The organism is Winogradskyella aquimaris, from assembly GCF_042676105.1.
GTDB classification, from domain to species: Bacteria; Bacteroidota; Bacteroidia; order Flavobacteriales; family Flavobacteriaceae; genus Winogradskyella; species Winogradskyella aquimaris.
In genome coordinates this window covers 60,960-80,507 of record NZ_JBHTJQ010000007.1, presented here as the reverse complement: position 1 = coordinate 80,507, position 19,548 = coordinate 60,960, and the positions used below count along the sequence as shown (strand labels likewise).

The following is a 19,548-nucleotide window of genomic DNA, read 5'->3' as shown; positions in this document are numbered from 1 at the left end:
TTGAAAAAGAAAAATATGATTAAAAGATTACTCCTATTTGCCGTTATTATTTCGAATATTTCGGTATCTCAAAACACTATTGGCACCACTTTTATTTCAGAAGGTGTTTATGACGGATACACTTTATTTACAGTTAGCACTGAAACTTATCTAATTAATAATTGTGGCGAAGTGATTAACCAATGGACGAGTACGTTTCCACCAGGAAACTCTGTCTACCTGCTAGAAAACGGTAATCTACTTAGAGCTGGAAGAACGTCGTCTTCAGACATCACTTTTGGAGGTCAAGGTGGTGTGGTAGAACTTTATAATTGGGACGGTAATTTAATATGGCAATATTTTTATGATACTCCAATGATGCGACAACATCATGATGTATATCCCATGCCTAATGGTAACATCTTGATACTTGCAGCTACGGTTATGAGTAATAGCGAAGCTATTCAAGCCGGCAGAGACCCTTTACTACTAACTGAAACAGATTTGTACAACGAACAAATTATCGAAGTTACACCATTAGGTTTGGATAGTGTGAACATTGTTTGGGAATGGAATATAAAGGACCATCTAATTCAAGATTTTGATGCTACAAAAGATAATTTTGGCAATATTGGTCTTAACCCTAACAAGCTTGATATTAATTTTTTAAACGGAGGATCAGGAGGCTCTAATTGGCTACATATTAACTCTATACAATACAATGAAGAAAGAGATCAAATTATTTTGAGCTCCCGAAATTTAAGCGAAATATGGATTATTGACCATTCTACCACAACGGCAGAGGCAGCATCAGACACAGGTGGCACTTATGGCAAAGGAGGAGACTTATTATATCGTTGGGGAAATCCCGAAGCCTACAAACAAGGCACTAATGCCGACCGTACTTTGTTTGGGCAGCATACACCTTATTTTATACCCTCAAACCTGCCAAATAGTGGAAAAATCTTATTGTTTAATAATGGAATCGACAGGACTCCTTCTTATTCTCAGGTAGATATTATCTCACCTCCAGAAACTAGCTTGGGAGTTTATGACTACTCTCAAAACACCAAATATCTACCTAATAATACTGACTACACTTATGATGAATTTACAACAGGAAACTCAGACTTTTTTAGTCCTATTGTTAGTAGTGCCCGACAACTCCCTAACGGAAACATCCTAATCTGTGAAGGTAATCAAGGTCATTTTTTTGAAATAAACAGTAACGAAGAAAAAGTTTGGGAATATGTAAACCCAGTTAATAGCAACAATGGTAACATTTCCTCTCAAGGTGATCCTCCACCCAACGCCAATCTTACCTTTAGGGCCGAAAAATATCCAACAAATTATGCTGCTTTCGATGGAAGAGATTTAACGCCTGGAGATCCCATAGAATTAAATCCAGATTTGACACTATGTAACAGTTTAAGCGTATCGGAATTTGAGATTCACCCTATATCCATTTATCCAAATCCAACCAATGGTTCTTTTAAGGTTTCATCTACACAAAATATCAATAAAATAGAGGTGTATAACATTTTAGGAAAACGCGTTTTGGTCTCCTCAGGTACCACGATTGACTTATCATTTCAGTCAAGTGGTGTTTATTTGATAAAAATTCATTCAGATAAGAATAGCATCACCAAAAAGGTCGTTAAAAATTAATATTGTCTAAAAACAAATAACCATCCTAAGTAAGGATGGTTTTTTTATACCTTTACCGCCATGAAGAATGAAACTACCATATTTGGGATTAGAGCTATCATTGAAGCTGTAAAGGCTAACGAAACGATAGACAAGGTTTTTGTACAAAAAGGATTAAGAGGTGAGCTTTTCCAAGAGCTTGAAGCTCTACTACGTTCAGAGGGCATAAATTCGTCTTATGTGCCTGTTGAAAAATTAAACCGATTAAGTAAGGGCGGGAATCACCAAGGTGCCGTGGCTCATATTTCACCCATTGAGTTTCACAATATTGATGATTTGGTTTTAAACGTCATCGAATCGGGAAAAACACCATTGTTTCTACTTCTGGATCAACTTAGCGACGTCCGAAATTTTGGTGCTATTGTGAGAACTGCTGAATGTACTGGTGTTTCAGGTATAATCATTCAGAAAAAAGGTGGAGCTCCCATTAACGGAGACACCATTAAAACCAGTGCTGGTGCTATTTTTAAAATTCCAATTTGTAAAGTTGATCATATTAAAGACGCGGTTTTCCACATGCAGTCTTCGGGTATAAAGGTTATCGCAGCAACAGAAAAAGCAAATGACTTTATTTATGACGTTTCTTTCAAAGAACCTTGTGCTATCATCATGGGTTCGGAAGGAAAAGGTATTAACCCTTCAGTTTTAAAAGTTGTAGATGAACAGGTTAAGTTACCTATTTTAGGGGACATTGAATCGCTTAACGTATCCGTAGCTTGTGGTGCATTCCTATACGAAGCTGTAAGACAACGCATTTAAAGATTTTCATCTTTTGACCTCTTGAAAATATATGTATACTTGGTTCCTGAGTTTTGTTCCAAATCAGTGTCTGTTTCTTCTTCGGGCAAAGACTCAATAAAGTTTCCGTTTTCATCAAAATGTTTCATGAAAGGATCATCAGCTTCATTATAGTCTGGTTGTTGCCAAACGTAGCGTTCGGGTTTAGCTACTTTATTTCTAAATATCAGTGCGAAGAGAAAACCTGAAATCAAGCCACCTAAATGACCCTCCCAGGACATACCCTGTTTTATGGGAAACACATACCAAATCATACTTCCATACAAAAAAATTACCATTAAAGACAAGGCTATAAGTCTGTAGTGCTTCGCAAAAATTCCTTTAAAAAAAATGAAACTAAACAAGACATAGATTAATCCGCTCGCACCAATATGATTGCCCGACGTACCGATTAACCAAGTGAAAAATCCCGAAAGTAGAATACCAAACACAATCACCTTCCAGGCAATCTTATTATAAAAATAAAACAGAGCAAGAGATAATACTAATAATGGAAAAGAGTTGTTGTATAAATGATTTAAATCACCATGTAACAGTGGGCTTGTAAAAATCCCTAAAAGCCCTTCTAGTTTATGAGGTCGTATACCAAGAGACTTGATCCCGTAATCAACATTTGTTTGGTACCAAAACACCAACCAAATAAAAAGCAACATCATTAAGGGATAGATGATAACGCTATTCGTAAATTTAAATTGTTGTTTGGACATTGAAGGACTTTCTATACTGTCTTCAAATTTATAACCAAAATAGGATTGGCTGAAATATTGTCATAACTGTTCATAAAAATACAATTCAAATTAGAAGGTATTTTGTAATTTTCAACCATGAATATTCCATTAGCCGAACGTCTAAGACCTAAAACTTTAAACGACTATTTAAGTCAGCAGCATTTAGTGGGTAAAGATGGTATGCTGTACCAACAAATAAAAAGTGGCGTCATCCCCTCTCTTATTCTTTGGGGACCTCCTGGCATTGGAAAAACCACCTTGGCAAATATAATCGCCAACGAGTCTGAACGACCATTCTTTAAACTAAGTGCCATTAATTCTGGTGTCAAGGATATTAGGGATATTATCGATAAGGCCAAAAAAAGTGGAGGACTATTTACGGCTAAGAATCCTATATTATTCATAGATGAAATCCACCGGTTTAGTAAATCGCAACAAGACTCGCTATTAGAGGCTGTCGAAAAAGGCTGGGTCACCTTAATTGGGGCAACCACAGAGAATCCCAGTTTTGAAGTGATATCGGCATTATTGTCGCGCTGTCAGGTTTATACGTTGAATGCTTTCAGTAAAGACGATCTGGAAGCACTTCTTAAACGTGCCATGTCTGAGGATGATATACTTTCAAAATTAAAAATAGAACTAAAAGAGACCGAAGCCTTACTCAAGTTTTCGGGTGGTGATGCCCGAAAACTCTTGAATATTTTTGAATTGCTAGTAACTTCTTTCGAAAAAGATCCAATTATTATCACCAACGACCTTGTTATAAAACAAATACAAAGTAAGGCGGCGCGCTATGATAAAACCGGTGAGCAGCATTACGATATTATTTCAGCTTTTATAAAGTCTATTCGTGGCAGTGATCCAAATGCTGCAGTGTACTATCTAGCACGAATGATAGAAGGCGGTGAGGATGTAAAGTTTATTGCCAGACGTCTTCTCATTTTGGCAAGTGAAGATATTGGCAATGCCAACCCAACTGCCTTAGTTATTGCCAACAATACGTTTCAGGCAGTTTCAGTCATTGGCAATCCAGAATCTCGGATTATTTTAAGTCAGTGCGCCACCTATTTAGCAAGTTCACCAAAAAGTAATGCTGCCTACGAGGCTATTAATAAAGCCCAACAACTCGTTAAAGAGACTGGTGACTTATCTGTACCTCTATCCATTAGAAATGCTCCTACAAAATTGATGAAAGAACTTGGTTATGGTGATGAGTATAAATATGCCCACAACTATGAGAATAACTTTGCCAAACAGGAATTTTTACCTGAAGAAATTAAAAATACCACACTTTATAATCCTGGCAATAATGCTCGCGAACAGGCACAACGTCAGTTTCTAAAAACACTCTGGAAAGACAAGTACGGATACTAGAATTTGATATCTAACTTTTTTGGTGTTTTTAATTCCCCATTGTTTTCGGAATAATACCAAAAGCCATCTTCCTTATAAACTATTGCATTTTTATCTTTTACTATGAAGACATTTTGGGCAGACGTACTCAATAACTGCATGATTACGATCGGAGTTGCATCTACCACTTGATACCCATAGGGTTGTTCTTGTGCGTACAGGGTTGAATCCTTAGATTGAGTCTCAGTATTTTCAGTTGTTGACTTTAGCTCGGCCTCTTTAGTTTCTGGATCATCTTTGACTTCAGTATTATCTAATGTGAGCGTCTTTTCTTCATCTTTTGTTTCAAGTGCCTCATACGTATAGTCCATAAATTCTATAGAAGAAAACGCATTTCTTAAGGCCTCACTATATGCATTTTTGTATTCCTTCTCTCTACTTGTGCCTGTTTCCGTTCTGTAAACTTCCTTACCGAAACAATCTTTGAGGGTTATTTCTAACTTTGTAGAAAATAGACCGGATTTAACCTTTTCTACATTGGCATATAAAGCTTCACATCGATTGTTATCTAACTCAGTAGGGAATTCTTCTTCATCAAACAAGGCTTCAAAACCTTTTTGCTTGAATAAATATCTGGTCAATGTGTTTAGTCTATACTGATCTTTGTCGCCCAAAAATTCATATTTCAAGGGGATAACAACATATTTATAGTTATTGATATTTTTTTGTCCCTTTGCTGTTAAACCAATACTTAAAAAAAGCATCAAGACGATCAATCTTATTTTCATCATAGTTTTATAAGTAGTTTTTGATGGACCTTAACGTTGTAACTCTTTTAAAACCATTAGCATTGTTCAAATTTCTATAATCAAAATGTATGGTTTCCATACCAATGTTGTGTGCTCCTTCAATATCTGCTTCAAGACTATCGCCAATCATCACGCTTTCTTCCGGACGCGCCTTAGCGCTTTCAAGTGCAAAATTAAAGATTTTTGGATTTGGCTTTTTTACACCAACCATTTCAGAATTTGTTATGGTTTTAAAATAATCCCTTATGTTGGCGTTTTTCATCTTTCGCTCCTGAGCTTCTTCAAATCCATTGGTAATAATATGCAGGTGGTACTTAGTGCGCAAATAGTTAAGAATATCTATGGTACCCTCAAATAGATGGTTAAAGGTGGTAAGGTGGTCTATATAGGCTACAGACAATTGATCTATCACGTGGTCCTCCACTTCAACATCTATAGCATCAAATGCTTCCTTTAATCTGCCATATCGTAACGCTGGTTTAGTGACTTTTTCTTCTCTATAGAGCTTCCAATATTTCAAGTTGATGGGTTCATAAACCTCTAAAAAAGTCGAAAGCTCAACTTCTATTCCGTTAATTCCTAAAATCTTCTCAAACGTTAACCCAGAGTTTTTATCAAAATCCCATAAGGTATGATCTAAATCAAAAAACACATGTTTTATTTTATCCTTCATTAGCAGAATCTAATATTAACGTAAATAATGACCTAAAGCCATTCCAACGGTCTATATTACTAAATGTATAATTATGAAATACTGGTGTAAATGTACCATTAACTTCTTTGATTTCTTTGATAAGCTTTTGTAAATGTTCTCTTTTGTCCAGCTCTGAATGGTATTTTAAAAGAGCAAAGTCTAGACAATGATAGGGATTGATTTGTAATGGAGTTTGAACCTCAAAATCAAGATCATAAAACTGAAAAGGCGTGCACGTGCCTGCTCTAAAACCCAAGGTATCGATATAACCCATGGTATAATCACGATGAATTTCCAATTCAACCAAGTTTCTATAAGATTGCGGAAGATTAAGCTTAGAAAACGAATGCCTCACAGCCTGTAAGTCTCGATTGATTACAGCTTCCATCTTTAACTTCTCTTTCTTTAAAACAGAAATATCCTCTAATGCAAAGTAGGACGCTTTAATGCCCACATGACAATAATCTGCCATGGACTTTATCAGTGAAACAAAGTCCTTTTTATTAATGCTAATGTTTTTATCGTAGGTAGAATAATCTCCAATTAAAAACAAAACTATGAACTTAGAATCGCATTGTTTCTGCTTCGTCACGATCCACTTAAAAGTATCGTAGGGGTCGCGCTTAAAGCCCATAAGCACAGAGTAACGCTGATACAATTGTTTAAATCTAAATCTACCAATATCGGCAAGTGTACCACCTATGGACCGAAGTAATCCCTTTTTTCGAAAATAATAGGCCATGGGTACATCTATAACAGGTTGCACCTTGTAAGATCGGTTGGGAAAGTCAAATTCCGGGAAACGTTCTTGCAGCACATCTCTAAGCTTATAGGCCCAAATATCCACGACAGGCTGACTTAAAAACCGATGCTTATAAGCCAAACTCTCCTTTGCCATAAAACGACCGAAATCGTCCTTTACATGTGGCAAATATTCTTCGTACCTGCTTAATAAGTAAAAGGAGGCTGCAAATATATCAAAGGGCAAATCGCTACGCTCTCCTGTTGGGAAAAAACCTTTAGTATTTTCCCATTGTAGAACACTAATATCAATATCCGAAATCCCATGTTCAAATAATAAATGATGACTGCGAACAAACAACTCGTTACTCAATGGTTGCTTAGTATAAGACATTTTGAGACTGTCATGGGCTATAAAATCTTCTACCTTAGAAGTAAACTTTACATCCAAGCCTAAAATGCGCTTGCATATATGCTTAAAGGTAAACTTTAATCGAGGTGTAATCTTATGTGTGTAAACTAATAACATATTATGGTGCCGTAATCAGTTGCTGTTTATAGCCATGTCTAAAGTATATTCTCATCTGCAAAACTAAAATATGTTTTCTCAGTTATAATCAAATGGTCTAACACTTTTATATCTAAACTTTGAGCTGCGGTTTTTAATTTTTGGGTTATATCCTTATCTGCTAGGCTTGGTTTTAAAGTTCCTGATGGATGATTATGGCACAATATTAAAGCGGTTGCACCAAATTCCAATGCCGACTTAAGTACCAGACGTACATCAACCAAAGTTCCAGTGATTCCTCCTTTGCTCAATTGGTTTTTCTGTATGACCTTGTTGGAATTATTAAGATAGAGAATCCAGAATTCCTCATGCGGTAGTTCACCTAAAATAGGTTGCATAACCTCAAATACTGAGCGACTAGATGTTATTTTATCTAACTGTACTGTATCCTCTAATCGTCGTCTTCTACCCAATTCCAGGGCAGCTACAATAGTAATTGCTTTCGCTTCCCCAATACCTTTGAATTCCATTAACTGTGCTATGGTCAATTTACCTAAAGCATTAAGATTGTGATCTACACTAGCCAATATACGCTTGCACAAATCAACGGCACTTTCGGATCTACTTCCAGAACCAATAAGGATAGCCACAAGCTCAGCATCACTCAATACGGTCTTTCCCTTATCTCTTAACTTTTCTCTAGGTTGATCATCTTGCGACCAATTTTTAATAGAGAATGCATTTGAATTTTTGGACATGCTCTAAAGATAAAAAATTGTAACTTGAAGCATCTAGAATTTTAATTAAAATCAATCAAAAATGAAATCCATATTTGAAGAAAACGCTTATAATGAAATAAAAAACCGGCTTGAAAATCTTAGCGAAAATGCAAACGCTAATTGGGGAAAAATGAGTGTAGAACAAATGCTAGAACATTGCACAAAACCCATCGAGTTAGCGTTAGGCGAATCTGAAATCAAAAAACCCAATTGGTTAAAAAGAAGCTTGTTCAAGTTAATATCACCAAGTCTTTATAATGACAAGCCTTGGAAACAGGGACTGCCCACTGCAAAAGAATACATTATAACAAATAATCCCAATTTTAATGCTCAAAAAGAAAAATTAAGAACTAAAATTGAACAAATGAGGCAATCGAAAGATTTTTTTGAACCCAACAGAGAACATCCTTATTTTGGAACATTTACAGCCGAGCAATGGGGAAAAAGCGCATATAAGCATCTAGACCATCATTTTAGACAATTTGGTGTTTAACTTGCGCCTTAGTAAACAAGATTCAAGACCTATTTCAACGTAATCATAAGATGCTGAAAAAGTTCAGCCTTACAAAACATGAAGTACCCACCTAAACATCACCAAGACTCAGACCTCAACCACATACTAGAAGTGATTAAAACCTATCCTTTGGCGACCATTATTTCAGTAAAGGATAACGCACCTCATATCACACATTTACCTTTGGTTTATGAAAGAGGAAAACTCATTGGACATATAGATATTTACAATCCGCAAACCGAACTGTTAAAAAACAATAACGACATCACTGTTCTCTTCTACGGACCGCAATGTTATATTTCGCCAAGCATCTTTACAACTACACAATTGCCAACTTATAATTATATAAGAGTACATTTAAAAGGCAAAGTAAATGCTATTGAAGATAAAGAGGCTTTAAAACAATCCTTGATTTCAATGACCGAATTTCTAGAGGCACCAAATCCCAAATATACCTTAGAGCCAGACAATCCACGTTTAGAAGCCAATCTCAGCTATATTAAAATGTTTGAGATTAACATCACCCATTGGGAAGGTAAGTTTAAATTGTCTCAAGACAAACATCCAAAAGACACTAAAGCAGCACGAGAGGAATTAATCAAAAGAAGTCAAGAAAGTATTAAGCAATTTCTAGATAATTTATTCTGAAAATCAGTAACTTTAAAAGGAATTTTTTAATCTACTCCGATGAAGGACATAAAGAAAGAAGATATCAAACAAGAAGTGTTTGACCTCTATGACGACTACGCTCATAACAAACTCAATAGACGCCAATTTGTAGAGAAACTATCACTATATGCTGTTGGTGGTTTAACAGTGTCATCGTTATTAAGCTTTATGTCACCAAATTATGTGGATACACTTTTGGTTAAACCTAATGATCCTACTTTAGATTCCAATTTTATCGAATATGAATCACCAAAAGGAGGAGGAACCATTAAAGGCTTGTTGTCCAAACCTAAAAATTTGAATAAAAAAATACCAGGTGTTGTTGTGGTTCATGAAAATAGAGGACTCAATCCATACGTGGAAGATGTAGGAAGGCGCACTGCAAAAGCTGACTTTATCTCATTGGCTCCAGATGCACTGTCACCCTTAGGCGGTTACCCTGGCAATGATGATGATGGAAGAGCAATGCAGAAACAAAGAGATCGTTACGACATGCTAGAAGATTTTATAGCTGCTTATAACTACCTTAAAAATCATAAGGATTGCAATGGTAAAGTTGGTGTTGTTGGCTTTTGTTTTGGAGGCTGGATCTCTAACATGATGGCTGTAAAATTACCTGAGCTAGGAGCTGCAGTACCTTATTATGGGAGACAACCCGAAGCTGAAGATGCTAAACAAATCAAAGCACCACTCTTGCTACAATATGCGGAGCTAGATACAAGGGTCAACGCTGGCTGGCCAGACTTTGAAAAGATTTTAAAAGAAAATAATATCGATTATCAAGCTTATATTTATCCAGGTGTAAACCACGGTTTCCACAATAATACCACACCTCGTTATGACAAAGAAGCCGCACAATTATCTTGGGACAGAACCATTGCTTTTTTTAATAAGTATTTAAGATAGATTAAATACGTTATTCATTTTTAGGTTGACATCATTTAATTAACCCCACCTCTTTTATGGTTTTATAACCAAGACAACTCATGTATCTTTGTAATCCAATTTAAAATGAATTAATGAAAGATTTTCAAATGCTTAATTACATCAAAAATGTTATTAACAACATGCCAAGTGATTGGTTAAACCTAACCACACATAGATTAGATATTTATAACGAAAAATTAGCCAAAACACAATTTATTACAAAGTTTGAAAATCTTTTTAAAGCCAATGACTTTAGTAAAGAAGCCTTAAGCGAATTACCAACAGCTTACGATTACATTAGACTTGGTCATCCATTATCTTCGGTATTAGAATGGGTTATTGCCAAACTTGTTGGCCTAGATGCCGAAAATGTGATTAGCTTTTCTTCTGAAACCATGCCCATACTGGCTGTGTTGCGTACCAATTTATTAGAAAACAGAACGACCCGAATTCTATATACAGAAAGCTTACCACAAAACTTAAATACAGTGTTGTTAAAATCGGTTTATAACTATGATTTTGAAATTCAACAAATTGATGATGCAGAAAATATTGAAGCTTTTGATGGCACTACAATTCTAGTATCTAAGCATCAAACAGTTAAAACAAACCTTAAAAACGAGGCTATAGATTTTTATGTCAATGGTTACGAAGGGTTAGGTAGCGTATTATTAATGTCATCAAAATCAACCTCCAGTTTCATTTCGGACATTCAACATGTAAGGCGTCGTGAAACTATTGCCATGACACCTGCAAATTGTTTGGTTGCGCTAAACGCCTATATTCAACAAGCGAGATTCTCCCCTCAATCATTAGATACGGTAAAACATAAAGCAGAAGTTAAGGCCATTATTAATAACATCAATGCCACTTCTGGCGGAGCTTTAGTAGCTTCTAGCGGTTTATCTATGCAATATGCTATCATGATGGGGCTGATTGATGACGCTCAACAAAAACATCCCGGAAAAGCTATTAAATTTATTGTACCAACCAACTGTTATGGTGGCACCAATGATCAAGCCAGACGTGTTGCCGCCTGTTTGGGAAATGTTGCTATCGTTGATTTAGAAGTTGACGGTGATAATGACATGGTGACAAGTTTAGAAACCGTTTTACGGAGCGCAGCTCGAGAAGATGCCGTACCATATATTATTGCAGAGATTCCCACCAATCCTCGTGTTGAAGTACCTAATCTAGACGATCTTAAGGCTGTACTTACCAAAAAACGACAAGCCTCTAATGGACAAACCGCAATCGCACCTGTCTTTATTTTAGACCAAACCTTTTGCCCTAATGTACAGTTTTTAGGCAATGACGGTATTCTCTCTAATATAAAAACCATTGCCTATGTCAGTGGGTCTAAATTTCCTAGCGGAGGTAAGTGTACAGCTGGTTACTGTGTTGCCAATACTAAGGCAGAAGGATTGATTGAGCTCATATCTGCACACCTACAGCTTTGCGATAATGAAGCCACCAATTTACAGTACAAAATTTTGGCGGAGCAAATGCCTTCGATGCTTACACGTATCGCCATGGCTTACAAAAATACCAGAGCATTTGTAAACTATATTCACAGTGTATTACCGGATGCAAAGATCAATTTCGTGTCGGAGGTACTAGCTGCTCAAGGCTTTACACCTTCTGTCTTTTCATTGGATTTACCCACTAAAGGCAAAACAGATGAAGAGCGAGAAGCTTACAAACGTGCCTTAAACCTTAGGCTTATTAATATGATGATTGCGGAGATTCCCAATGAGAGTAAATACTGTGTAAGTTACGGACAGCTAAAAGGTTGTTACTGGACGGTGCCTGCCACCTCAACCCAAGGCACCACTAAAGAAAACCATAAAGATTATATTGCTCGCGTTTCGGTATCACCAGATTTAGACTTAGAAAAACATAAAGCCGTGTTTTTGGAGTTTGTTGAGAATCTCTAGTTTGACTTTCTCAAAAATTTCAGCGAATTTCGCTATCGTCTGATATAAGCCATGGAAACGAACTTATATCATTAAATTTGTATATAATGCGAAAAATCATCTTACATATTATCTATTTAAGTTGCTTTATTGTTGTTGGACAAAGCACAAAAGATGATTATGATATCTTCTCAAAAACTATTGATTTTGGAGTTGCAAGTTTCGATACTGACATCGAATTCTACAATTTTGGAGATAGTCGAATGAAGCCATTTAAAACAGTTGTTGTAATGGAAAAATTGGACTTTGAATTTAAAAAGGATCATCTGATGTTAAAGGATATGAAAAGCGTTAAGAATAAAGATTTTATTGACTCAGTACCAGATTTAGATTCAACATTTACTGATCATCCAAAAATAAATATAGACTCACTAAATATAAAATCATTAGAAGTTCATTCTTTGTCAAACAAGTCATTTAAGGAACTACTTGATAATTCAACAAATTCTTATGGAAGGCGTTGGAGAAAAATAAATCGGAAATTTAAACATAGTCTTGCAATCGGATTGTCGAAAATAAAATATTCTGGAAATTATGCTTCACTCTATTATTGGGTTGATTGTGGAAAATTTGGCTACTGCAAGAATGAATACATAATAGTATTTGAAAAGGTTGATGAAGAATGGACAATACTCGAAAATATAACTCTTTGGATAAGTCCATAAAAACAAAAAGCACTATGTACAACACCGTGTATAGCTCATTGCGGCTGAATTCCTAATCGGAATTCATTGCAATTTACTATCTTTCGGTTACGGCGGAAAATCATAGTTGATTTTCAGCAACGAGCCATATAAAAACCGATAGCGAAACTCTCTAAAACAACCCTTTTACTGCATCTAAATCCAAACCACCATAATTTCCAGAACTCATTAGTAACAAAGATTTATTATCAAAGTTTTGAGAAAACAGGAAGTTTCTAAATTCTTCTGGATTAGTGTAAATTATTAAATCATCACGCTCAAAGGCATTAGCAATTTGATCCTTAGTAACCTCCTCCAGTTTTTTAATTTCCACGGCGTGTGGAGAATAAAACACCACAGCTACATCTGCCGCATCTAAAGCACCCTTATATTCTTTTAAAAACTCGGCATTTAGGCTACTGTAGGTGTGTAATTCTAAACAGGCCACCAAAGTTCTGTCACTATACTGCGCCTTTACTGCTTTGGTTGTGGCCTCTACCTTACTTGGCGAATGTGCAAAATCCTTGTAAGCTACGCTATTTGAAGTTTCAGCAATTTTTTCTAAACGTTTACTCGCGCCTTTAAATGTAGCAATGGCTTCATAGAAATCATCCTCATCAATACCCATGTGCTGGCAAATCCATTTGGCACCTGCCAAATTATTCAAATTGTGTGCACCGAAAATTTCAATTGGCATAGGTCCTTCCGGAGTTTCCAACAGTGTTTCACCATCTTCAACTGTATATTCTGGTGTACGATATGGTATTTTACGAATTTGATTTTCCGAGGCTTCAACAATTTGTTTTAAGTCTTCGTCTTCTTCATTGTAGTTAATGCTTCCACCTAATACTATAGAATCAACAAAGATTTTAAATTGTTCTACATAGTTTTCATAAGTAGGAAATACATTGATATGATCCCATGCGATACCACTTAACAAAGCTATATTGGGTTTGTATAAATGAAACTTTGGTCGTCTGTCTATAGGTGAACTCAGGTATTCATCACCTTCCAAAACTATAAAATCATTGTCTTCGGTAAGTTTTACCATGACATCAAAACCTTCAAGTTGCGCACCAACCATATAATCTACATCCCTATCATGATAATGCATCACATGTAAAATCATTGAGGTAATAGTGGTTTTACCATGGCTTCCACCAATAACGACTCTGGTTTTGTTTTTGGATTGTTCGTACAAAAACTCCGGATAGCTATAGATTTTCAGACCCAATTCTTGAGCCTTTAATAACTCAGGGTTATCGGCTTTAGCGTGCATACCTAAAACCACCGCATCCAAATCTGAAGTGATTTTCTCAGGAAACCAACCAAAAGTTTCAGGTAAAAGTCCCTTCGCTTCTAATCGTGATTTTGAAGGATTGAAAATTTCATCATCGCTTCCCGTTACCTTATATCCTTTATTATGTAGCGCTAACGCCAAATTGTGCATTGCGGCACCACCTATAGCTATAAAATGTACATTCATAAAACAAATATAAATTATAGCTAAGAGATATTAGACTAGAGATAAGAGAAAATATCTGCTAAAAATCAGGATTCACAGCAAGACTATTAAATAGTTTGGCTTTAGTACTAAAAAACTTGTACTGCACTTCTATGGCCTTAAGTTGACCGTCTATAAGTTTAGACTCACGCGAGTTAACCAAGAACAGTGAACTTTCACCTAGAATAAATTTACGTTCCTCAGCCTCTAACATTCTTGAGTAGTCGGTTACCATCTGCGATACTAACTCATTTTGCGTGACATAAGAATCCAGTTCCTGTCTTATGGCATTAATCTTATTCTGAAGATTAACACGGGTTGCATTAATCTCAAATTCTGTATCCTGCATCTTTAGTTTAGCCAATCTTAAGTCGCCTCGCTCCTTACGCAAAAACAAAGGAAAACTTACATTGAGTCCACCTTTATATTCTGCTGTATTAAACGAACGTGCCACTTCAGGAACTTCAGTGATGAAGTTGTATTCCACATCGATTTTGGGTAATAATTTATTAGCCTTTAATCGTGTATCTACCTCTAAACTCTGCAACTTATAATCCAATGATATCATTTTTGGATGGGTCTCTACAATGACTTCATCCTCTCTCAACTGGTTAATGTTAAACGTAGTATCCACAATGGGTTCAGAATCCACATCGGGAATCACATTTGGTTGTAGTTCTACAGGAACGTTATTTTCTAACCAAAGAAAGGTTGACAACTCTAATGCTGCTTTCATCAACTTTACTTTAGATTGCTCTAAACTCAATCGTCGTTGATTGATGGCAATTCTAGCTTCCACCACATCGATATCTGCACGTTCACCGACCTCTGCACCACGCTCAATACCTCTGTATCGCAACTCGGCATTGGTTAAAAAGTTTTCAAAAAGCTTCAATTCGTTGTAAGCCTGCAACCATTTAAAATACGATAAGGACGCTTCATAAAGAATATTGTTGACAAAAATATCCCTATCTGCTTTAGCCTGCTCCCTAAAAAGCTTGGCCTGTTTTAGAGAAGCCATTCTATCATTAATCAAAAGACCTTGTGCTACAGGTACTTTCACACCTGCCGAATACAATCCATCTTCTGGCACAAAACCTTCAGGGTTTAGATATTCTCCTGAATTTTCCTCAAATGTGGCTTTAAGCTCAATGCCATACCATGTTGGGATTTTAAATAACCCATTAAGTTTATCGTAATATTCGGTACCACTAAACTTTTTGCGGTCATAATCTACCTCAAACTTAGGGTCAAAAGCTCCACGTGATTTTAAGAGTTTTGCCTGGCTTTCATCTATAACCAGTTCCGCTTGCTTTACGATAGGATGGAACTTTTTGACATAGCCCAAATACTCATCAAATCGCAACACCTCTTTAATGCTATCTGTTTGGGCAAAGCTTGGTAAACCTATGCTGATAAAAAGTAATATACTTAAATACTTCATCTTTTACTTTTTAGCTTTTGTTGCTTTACCACCATCTAATGGTTGATAGTAATTAGGTGGGAAACCATTGAGTTGCCTCCATAACTCAAACCAAATAGGCACATCGTCTAATAACGCCATTGTGAATGCTCCTGAGCCTGCACGAACATCTTGCGGCCAAGGATGATCTTCTGGATCAGGCTTTAATAAAACCCTGAACTTACCATTATCACTAATGAAACGCTCTACAGCAACAACCTCAGCTCCATAGGTCCCATAAGATACATTTGGCCATCCACTAAAAACAATTGCAGGCCAACCATCAAACTGCACACGAACTTTCTCACCTTTATGGATTAACGGTAAATCTATGGGCTCTACAAAGGTTTCTACAGCCAAATCTACATTGTCTGGTATGATACCTACTAATTCTTCGCCCTCCTTAAACGTCACACCAACTCCACCTCGTAAGGCCTTGTTTATGAAACCATCATAGGGTGCTGTTACATATAATAAGCTGTTACGAATCTTGTAGTTTGAATATTGATTCTCTAGTTTTTGTACCTCAGCTTCAGAATTAAACTGACTTGACTGTGCCGAAAATTTATCACTTTCAGCCTTAGAGATTTTATCGGAGTACTCTGCTTTTATTCTAGAAATTTCAACCTGTGCATTAATGACCTCGTTTTTACTTGCCAATAATTTCGCTTCTTGAGAAATACGCTTGGCCTGAGTTTCCTGTAACTTAACGCGGGCATCTTCCACATTTTTCAAGGCTGTAAAACCATCTTTATACAAGGTGTCAGCACGATTGTATTTGGTCTGGGCGATTCTTAAATTAGTTTCTGCAGCCTGCAAATCAATACTGTCTGCCTGAACCTTTAGCCTTGCTTGTAAAAGCTTGTTTTTTGCTTGCTCGAGCTTTAAGGTTCTCTCGTTCTGTAATGCTGCAATTCTCACGTCTGTGGCTTTCACTTTCTGCTCATAAGATTTCACAGAGAATGCCTTAGCATCACGCTGCTGAGCAGTACGCTCAACCAAATTAGGATCAAAATACTCACTCTTTACCTCTGAGATTTGCATGATGGTATCTCCCTTTTTAACGTGATCTCCTTCCCTAACATACCACTTTTCAATTCTACCAGGTATTTGCGATTGAATAGTTTGTGGTCTTTGATCTGGTGTCAACGTGGTCACGTTACCTCTTCCTGTTATATTTTGTGTCCATGGTAAAAACAAAACGATAACTCCAATGATGGCAAATGCACCCAAGAATCGGTTAAAATACTTGTAATACGCTTTATCAAAAACACGTTTGCTTGAGCTATAGGTGGATAAATCAACCGTTTTATTTAGTGGATTTTTAGATATGTTCAACATAGCGTTTGGTTTTAGATAATTTCACCATTATTTAGGGTTATGACTTCAGTGCATTCACTGGTCCAATCTTTATTGAAACTGGCTACTATTAAAGCCCAAGGGTTTTCTGTTGCCGTTAGAGCTTTAATAATTCCTTTGGCTTCGGTTGCTTCAAAATGCTCAAGTGGTTCTTCTAAGACAAGAACCTTTGGTTTTTTGAGAATAGCTCTTGCCAGAATCAGTTTCTTAGCCACTGTGAAGGACATTTGTTTGCCTTCAGGATAAATAATTGTATCCAATCCCTTTTCGGTTTCCTTGAGATAATCCCGAAGACCTACAATGGCTATCGCCTTATTAATCTCCTGTTCAGTGATATTTTTATTCTTGAGGGTTAAATTGTCTCTGATACTACCTTCAAAAGGAGTTTCTTCTGCCAAAGACAATCCTAAACAGGACCTGTAATTATTGAGGTGAATATTTTGAATGGACTCATCATTGACAAAAATTCTTCCCTTAGTAGGTTCAATAATTCCAGAAATCATGCGGAGTAATGTGGACTTTCCTGCACCACTAGGACCTTTAACCAAAATTCTACTTGAAGGATTAATGGTCATTGATATGTTATTTAAAATCGGTACTCCGCGATTTGGTACTTCGTAAGTTACCTTATCGAGTTCTATTTTAAGACTCTCGGCCTGATCTACTTCAATACCATCTTGAGATTCCAACCTTTTATCAACCACTTGGCCCATTTTTTCCAATGAGGTTAAAACATCATAAAACGATTCTAAGCCAAGTATCAACTTTTCTACCGAGGCTATGACTAAAAGGATTATAATCTCAGCAGCGACAAATTGCCCGATATTCATTTCTTGATTCAATACCAACAAACCTCCAATAATGAGTAAGCCAGCTGTGACAATCACTTTAAAGCCAACCATCTGTATAAACTGAATTACCAATATTTTAAAGTGGCTTTCTCTTGCCTTTAAATATCCATCTACCAACTTATCATTTTTCTCTAAAGCCAGGGATGTTCTGCCGGAAATTTTAAAACTTGTTATGGCTCTGGCCACTTCTTGTATCCAGTGAGCTACCATATATTTTTTCTTGGACTCCTTTAAACTCGTTTCCATACCTTTTTGAATAGTAAACTTAAACACGATATAAATAAGCATGATTAAAAGAATACCAAATGCTATAAAAAAGGGATGGTAGAAGGACAGTAATATCAAGGCAAATACAATTTGCAACACTGCAGCTGGCACATCTAAAAGTAATTTGGCCAAACCCTTTTGAACCGTTAACACATCAAAAAAACGATTGGCTAACTCTGGCGGATAATAATTGCGAAGCTCATTCATTTTAATTTTTGGGAAGCGGTAGGTAAACTCGAAAGACGCTCGCATAAATATACGTTGTTGAACGGTCTCAATAATTCGCATTTGCATAAGCTGTAAAACACCTACAAACACAACTCCTAAGGTCACCAAAACAACAAGGACAATCCACGACGTACTCACTTGAGCTCCTTGAATTAAATTAATAATAGCCTGAATTCCCAAAGGTAGAGTTAAGCTAATAAGTCCAGAAAAAACGGCATAATAAATGACTTGAATCAAGTCCTTTTTTTCGAGCCTTAAAATCCCAATAAAGCGTTGCCAAGGGGTTAAAAGTGGTTTATTTTGATTCATTTGATGTAGACTTTAATACGTTTAGAGTTAGATTGAGAAAAAATTCGGTAGGTGTTACCTCCGTTCCACAGTCTGTTATTGAGCTAAAATGTGCCTTTAAAAAATGCTGATGTAAAGCACCTTCTACAACTGTACTTGCCAAACTAGAAGGAAATTCATAAGATGGGTTTACAGCTTGTATGATTTCACTTAAGCGCTTGACAACACGTTTATAAGCGACAAAATAGCCTTCTTTATTTTCACTATCGACCTCTTTGGTTAAGTACGATTTTGAATATTCGTTGATGATAATTCTATTTAAAATGACCTCATTAATATGTGTAATTGTAACATCCTCCTTAATAGTTTGGGTAATAACTTCAATAGCTTTAAAGAGTTGTTCTTTGGCATGTGGGACATTATGTGTTGCAAATACCATTTGATACTCTATCCATGCCCAATACCATGAGGTTAGGTATAATAGTAACTTGTGCTTACTCTCAAAATAACGGTAAATAGAACTCTCATTAGAGCCTATCTTAGAACCTAGCTTTTTAAAGGTAAAACTATCAAAGCCTATCTCATCTATTAGCAAAATGCTATGCTCTATGATGCGCTTGCCAAGATCTGAGGATTCAGGATCTTTGATAAAAATCTTGTCGGGAACAGCAATCTTTAAATTTGACAGTAAATTTATCATACTTAAAATATTTGGTTGCAAATA

18 protein-coding genes are annotated in these 19,548 nt (G+C 36.3%); 8 read left to right on the top strand and 10 right to left on the bottom strand.

Translation table 11 applies throughout. The features are described 5' to 3' along the window. Positions 1-15 precede the first annotated feature (15 nt). Both ACFQ1K_RS06040 and rlmB read left to right on the top strand, forming a co-directional pair. Positions 16-1,647, top strand: a complete 1,632-nt coding sequence (locus ACFQ1K_RS06040; protein ID WP_320555841.1) for an aryl-sulfate sulfotransferase — start codon at positions 16-18, stop codon at positions 1,645-1,647. 60 nt (positions 1,648-1,707) lie between these two features. Beyond that, positions 1,708-2,445: a 23S rRNA (guanosine(2251)-2'-O)-methyltransferase RlmB gene (gene rlmB / locus ACFQ1K_RS06035; protein WP_320555840.1), complete on the top strand. Its 738-nt coding sequence runs from the start codon at positions 1,708-1,710 to the stop codon at positions 2,443-2,445. On the opposite strand, the gene ACFQ1K_RS06030 is transcribed toward rlmB, so the two are convergent. Next, a complete protein-coding gene (locus tag ACFQ1K_RS06030; RefSeq protein ID WP_320555839.1) occupies positions 2,442-3,191 on the bottom strand; it encodes a rhomboid family intramembrane serine protease in 750 nt (249 codons plus the stop codon). The two genes, rlmB and ACFQ1K_RS06030, sit on opposite strands and share 4 nt — an antisense overlap. A 117-nt stretch (positions 3,192-3,308) precedes the next feature. On the opposite strand from ACFQ1K_RS06030, the gene ACFQ1K_RS06025 reads away from it, so the two are divergent. Continuing rightward, complete coding sequence (locus ACFQ1K_RS06025) at positions 3,309-4,586, top strand: replication-associated recombination protein A (RefSeq protein WP_320555838.1); 1,278 nt, start codon at positions 3,309-3,311, stop codon at positions 4,584-4,586. Here the strand turns inward: ACFQ1K_RS06025 and ACFQ1K_RS06020 are convergent. From ACFQ1K_RS06020 to radC, 4 genes are read right to left on the bottom strand one after another with little or no spacing between them, the layout of a single operon-like run. Next, positions 4,583-5,356 carry a hypothetical protein gene (locus ACFQ1K_RS06020; protein WP_320555837.1) on the bottom strand — a complete coding sequence of 258 codons (774 nt, stop codon included), beginning with the start codon at positions 5,354-5,356 and terminating at the stop codon, positions 4,583-4,585. The two genes, ACFQ1K_RS06025 and ACFQ1K_RS06020, sit on opposite strands and share 4 nt — an antisense overlap. A 4-nt stretch (positions 5,357-5,360) precedes the next feature. Beyond that, entirely contained in the window at positions 5,361-6,047 is a 687-nt protein-coding gene (locus ACFQ1K_RS06015; protein ID WP_320555836.1) for a YjjG family noncanonical pyrimidine nucleotidase, read from the bottom strand. After that, complete coding sequence (locus ACFQ1K_RS06010) at positions 6,037-7,338, bottom strand: polysaccharide deacetylase family protein (protein WP_320555835.1); 1,302 nt, start codon at positions 7,336-7,338, stop codon at positions 6,037-6,039. The genes ACFQ1K_RS06015 and ACFQ1K_RS06010 overlap by 11 nt, the downstream gene beginning before the upstream one ends. Before the next feature lie 38 nt (positions 7,339-7,376). Further along, positions 7,377-8,075, bottom strand: coding sequence for a RadC family protein (gene radC / locus ACFQ1K_RS06005; RefSeq protein ID WP_320555834.1), 699 nt, complete (start codon positions 8,073-8,075; stop codon positions 7,377-7,379). A gap of 61 nt (positions 8,076-8,136) precedes the next feature. On the opposite strand from radC, the gene ACFQ1K_RS06000 reads away from it, so the two are divergent. The 5 genes from ACFQ1K_RS06000 (at position 8,137) to ACFQ1K_RS05980 (ending at position 12,847) form a co-directional block, all read left to right on the top strand. Beyond that, positions 8,137-8,589 (top strand): DUF1569 domain-containing protein, encoded by a 453-nt coding sequence (locus ACFQ1K_RS06000; RefSeq protein WP_320555833.1) that lies wholly within the window; start codon positions 8,137-8,139, stop codon positions 8,587-8,589. Positions 8,590-8,667: 78 nt separating this feature from the next. Then, positions 8,668-9,258 (top strand): FMN-binding negative transcriptional regulator, encoded by a 591-nt coding sequence (locus tag ACFQ1K_RS05995; protein WP_320555832.1) that lies wholly within the window; start codon positions 8,668-8,670, stop codon positions 9,256-9,258. Between the two features lie 39 nt (positions 9,259-9,297). Then, a complete protein-coding gene (locus ACFQ1K_RS05990; RefSeq protein WP_320555831.1) occupies positions 9,298-10,185 on the top strand; it encodes a dienelactone hydrolase family protein in 888 nt (295 codons plus the stop codon). A 113-nt stretch (positions 10,186-10,298) separates the two neighbouring features. Beyond that, a complete protein-coding gene (locus ACFQ1K_RS05985; RefSeq protein ID WP_320555830.1) occupies positions 10,299-12,143 on the top strand; it encodes a cystathionine beta-synthase in 1,845 nt (614 codons plus the stop codon). Positions 12,144-12,229: 86 nt separating this feature from the next. After that, positions 12,230-12,847: a hypothetical protein gene (locus ACFQ1K_RS05980; RefSeq protein ID WP_320555829.1), complete on the top strand. Its 618-nt coding sequence runs from the start codon at positions 12,230-12,232 to the stop codon at positions 12,845-12,847. Between the two features lie 151 nt (positions 12,848-12,998). Here ACFQ1K_RS05980 and ACFQ1K_RS05975 read toward each other — a convergent pair whose 3' ends face one another. Genes ACFQ1K_RS05975 through ACFQ1K_RS05955 form a run of 5 tightly spaced genes read right to left on the bottom strand, consistent with a single transcriptional unit; the run spans position 12,999 to position 19,524 of the window. Continuing rightward, positions 12,999-14,351 (bottom strand): UDP-N-acetylmuramate--L-alanine ligase, encoded by a 1,353-nt coding sequence (locus ACFQ1K_RS05975; RefSeq protein ID WP_320555828.1) that lies wholly within the window; start codon positions 14,349-14,351, stop codon positions 12,999-13,001. A 58-nt stretch (positions 14,352-14,409) separates the two neighbouring features. Continuing rightward, a complete protein-coding gene (locus ACFQ1K_RS05970) occupies positions 14,410-15,813 on the bottom strand; it encodes a TolC family protein (protein ID WP_320555827.1) in 1,404 nt (467 codons plus the stop codon). A 3-nt stretch (positions 15,814-15,816) separates the two neighbouring features. Next, positions 15,817-17,172, bottom strand: a complete 1,356-nt coding sequence (locus tag ACFQ1K_RS05965) for an HlyD family secretion protein (RefSeq protein ID WP_320555826.1) — start codon at positions 17,170-17,172, stop codon at positions 15,817-15,819. Positions 17,173-17,183: 11 nt separating this feature from the next. Further along, positions 17,184-18,845, bottom strand: coding sequence for a peptidase domain-containing ABC transporter (locus ACFQ1K_RS05960; RefSeq protein ID WP_320555825.1), 1,662 nt, complete (start codon positions 18,843-18,845; stop codon positions 17,184-17,186). After that, positions 18,832-19,524, bottom strand: coding sequence for a TetR/AcrR family transcriptional regulator (locus ACFQ1K_RS05955; RefSeq protein WP_320555824.1), 693 nt, complete (start codon positions 19,522-19,524; stop codon positions 18,832-18,834). Before ACFQ1K_RS05955 ends, ACFQ1K_RS05960 begins: the two co-directional genes overlap by 14 nt. Between the last annotated feature and the right edge of the window lie 24 nt (positions 19,525-19,548).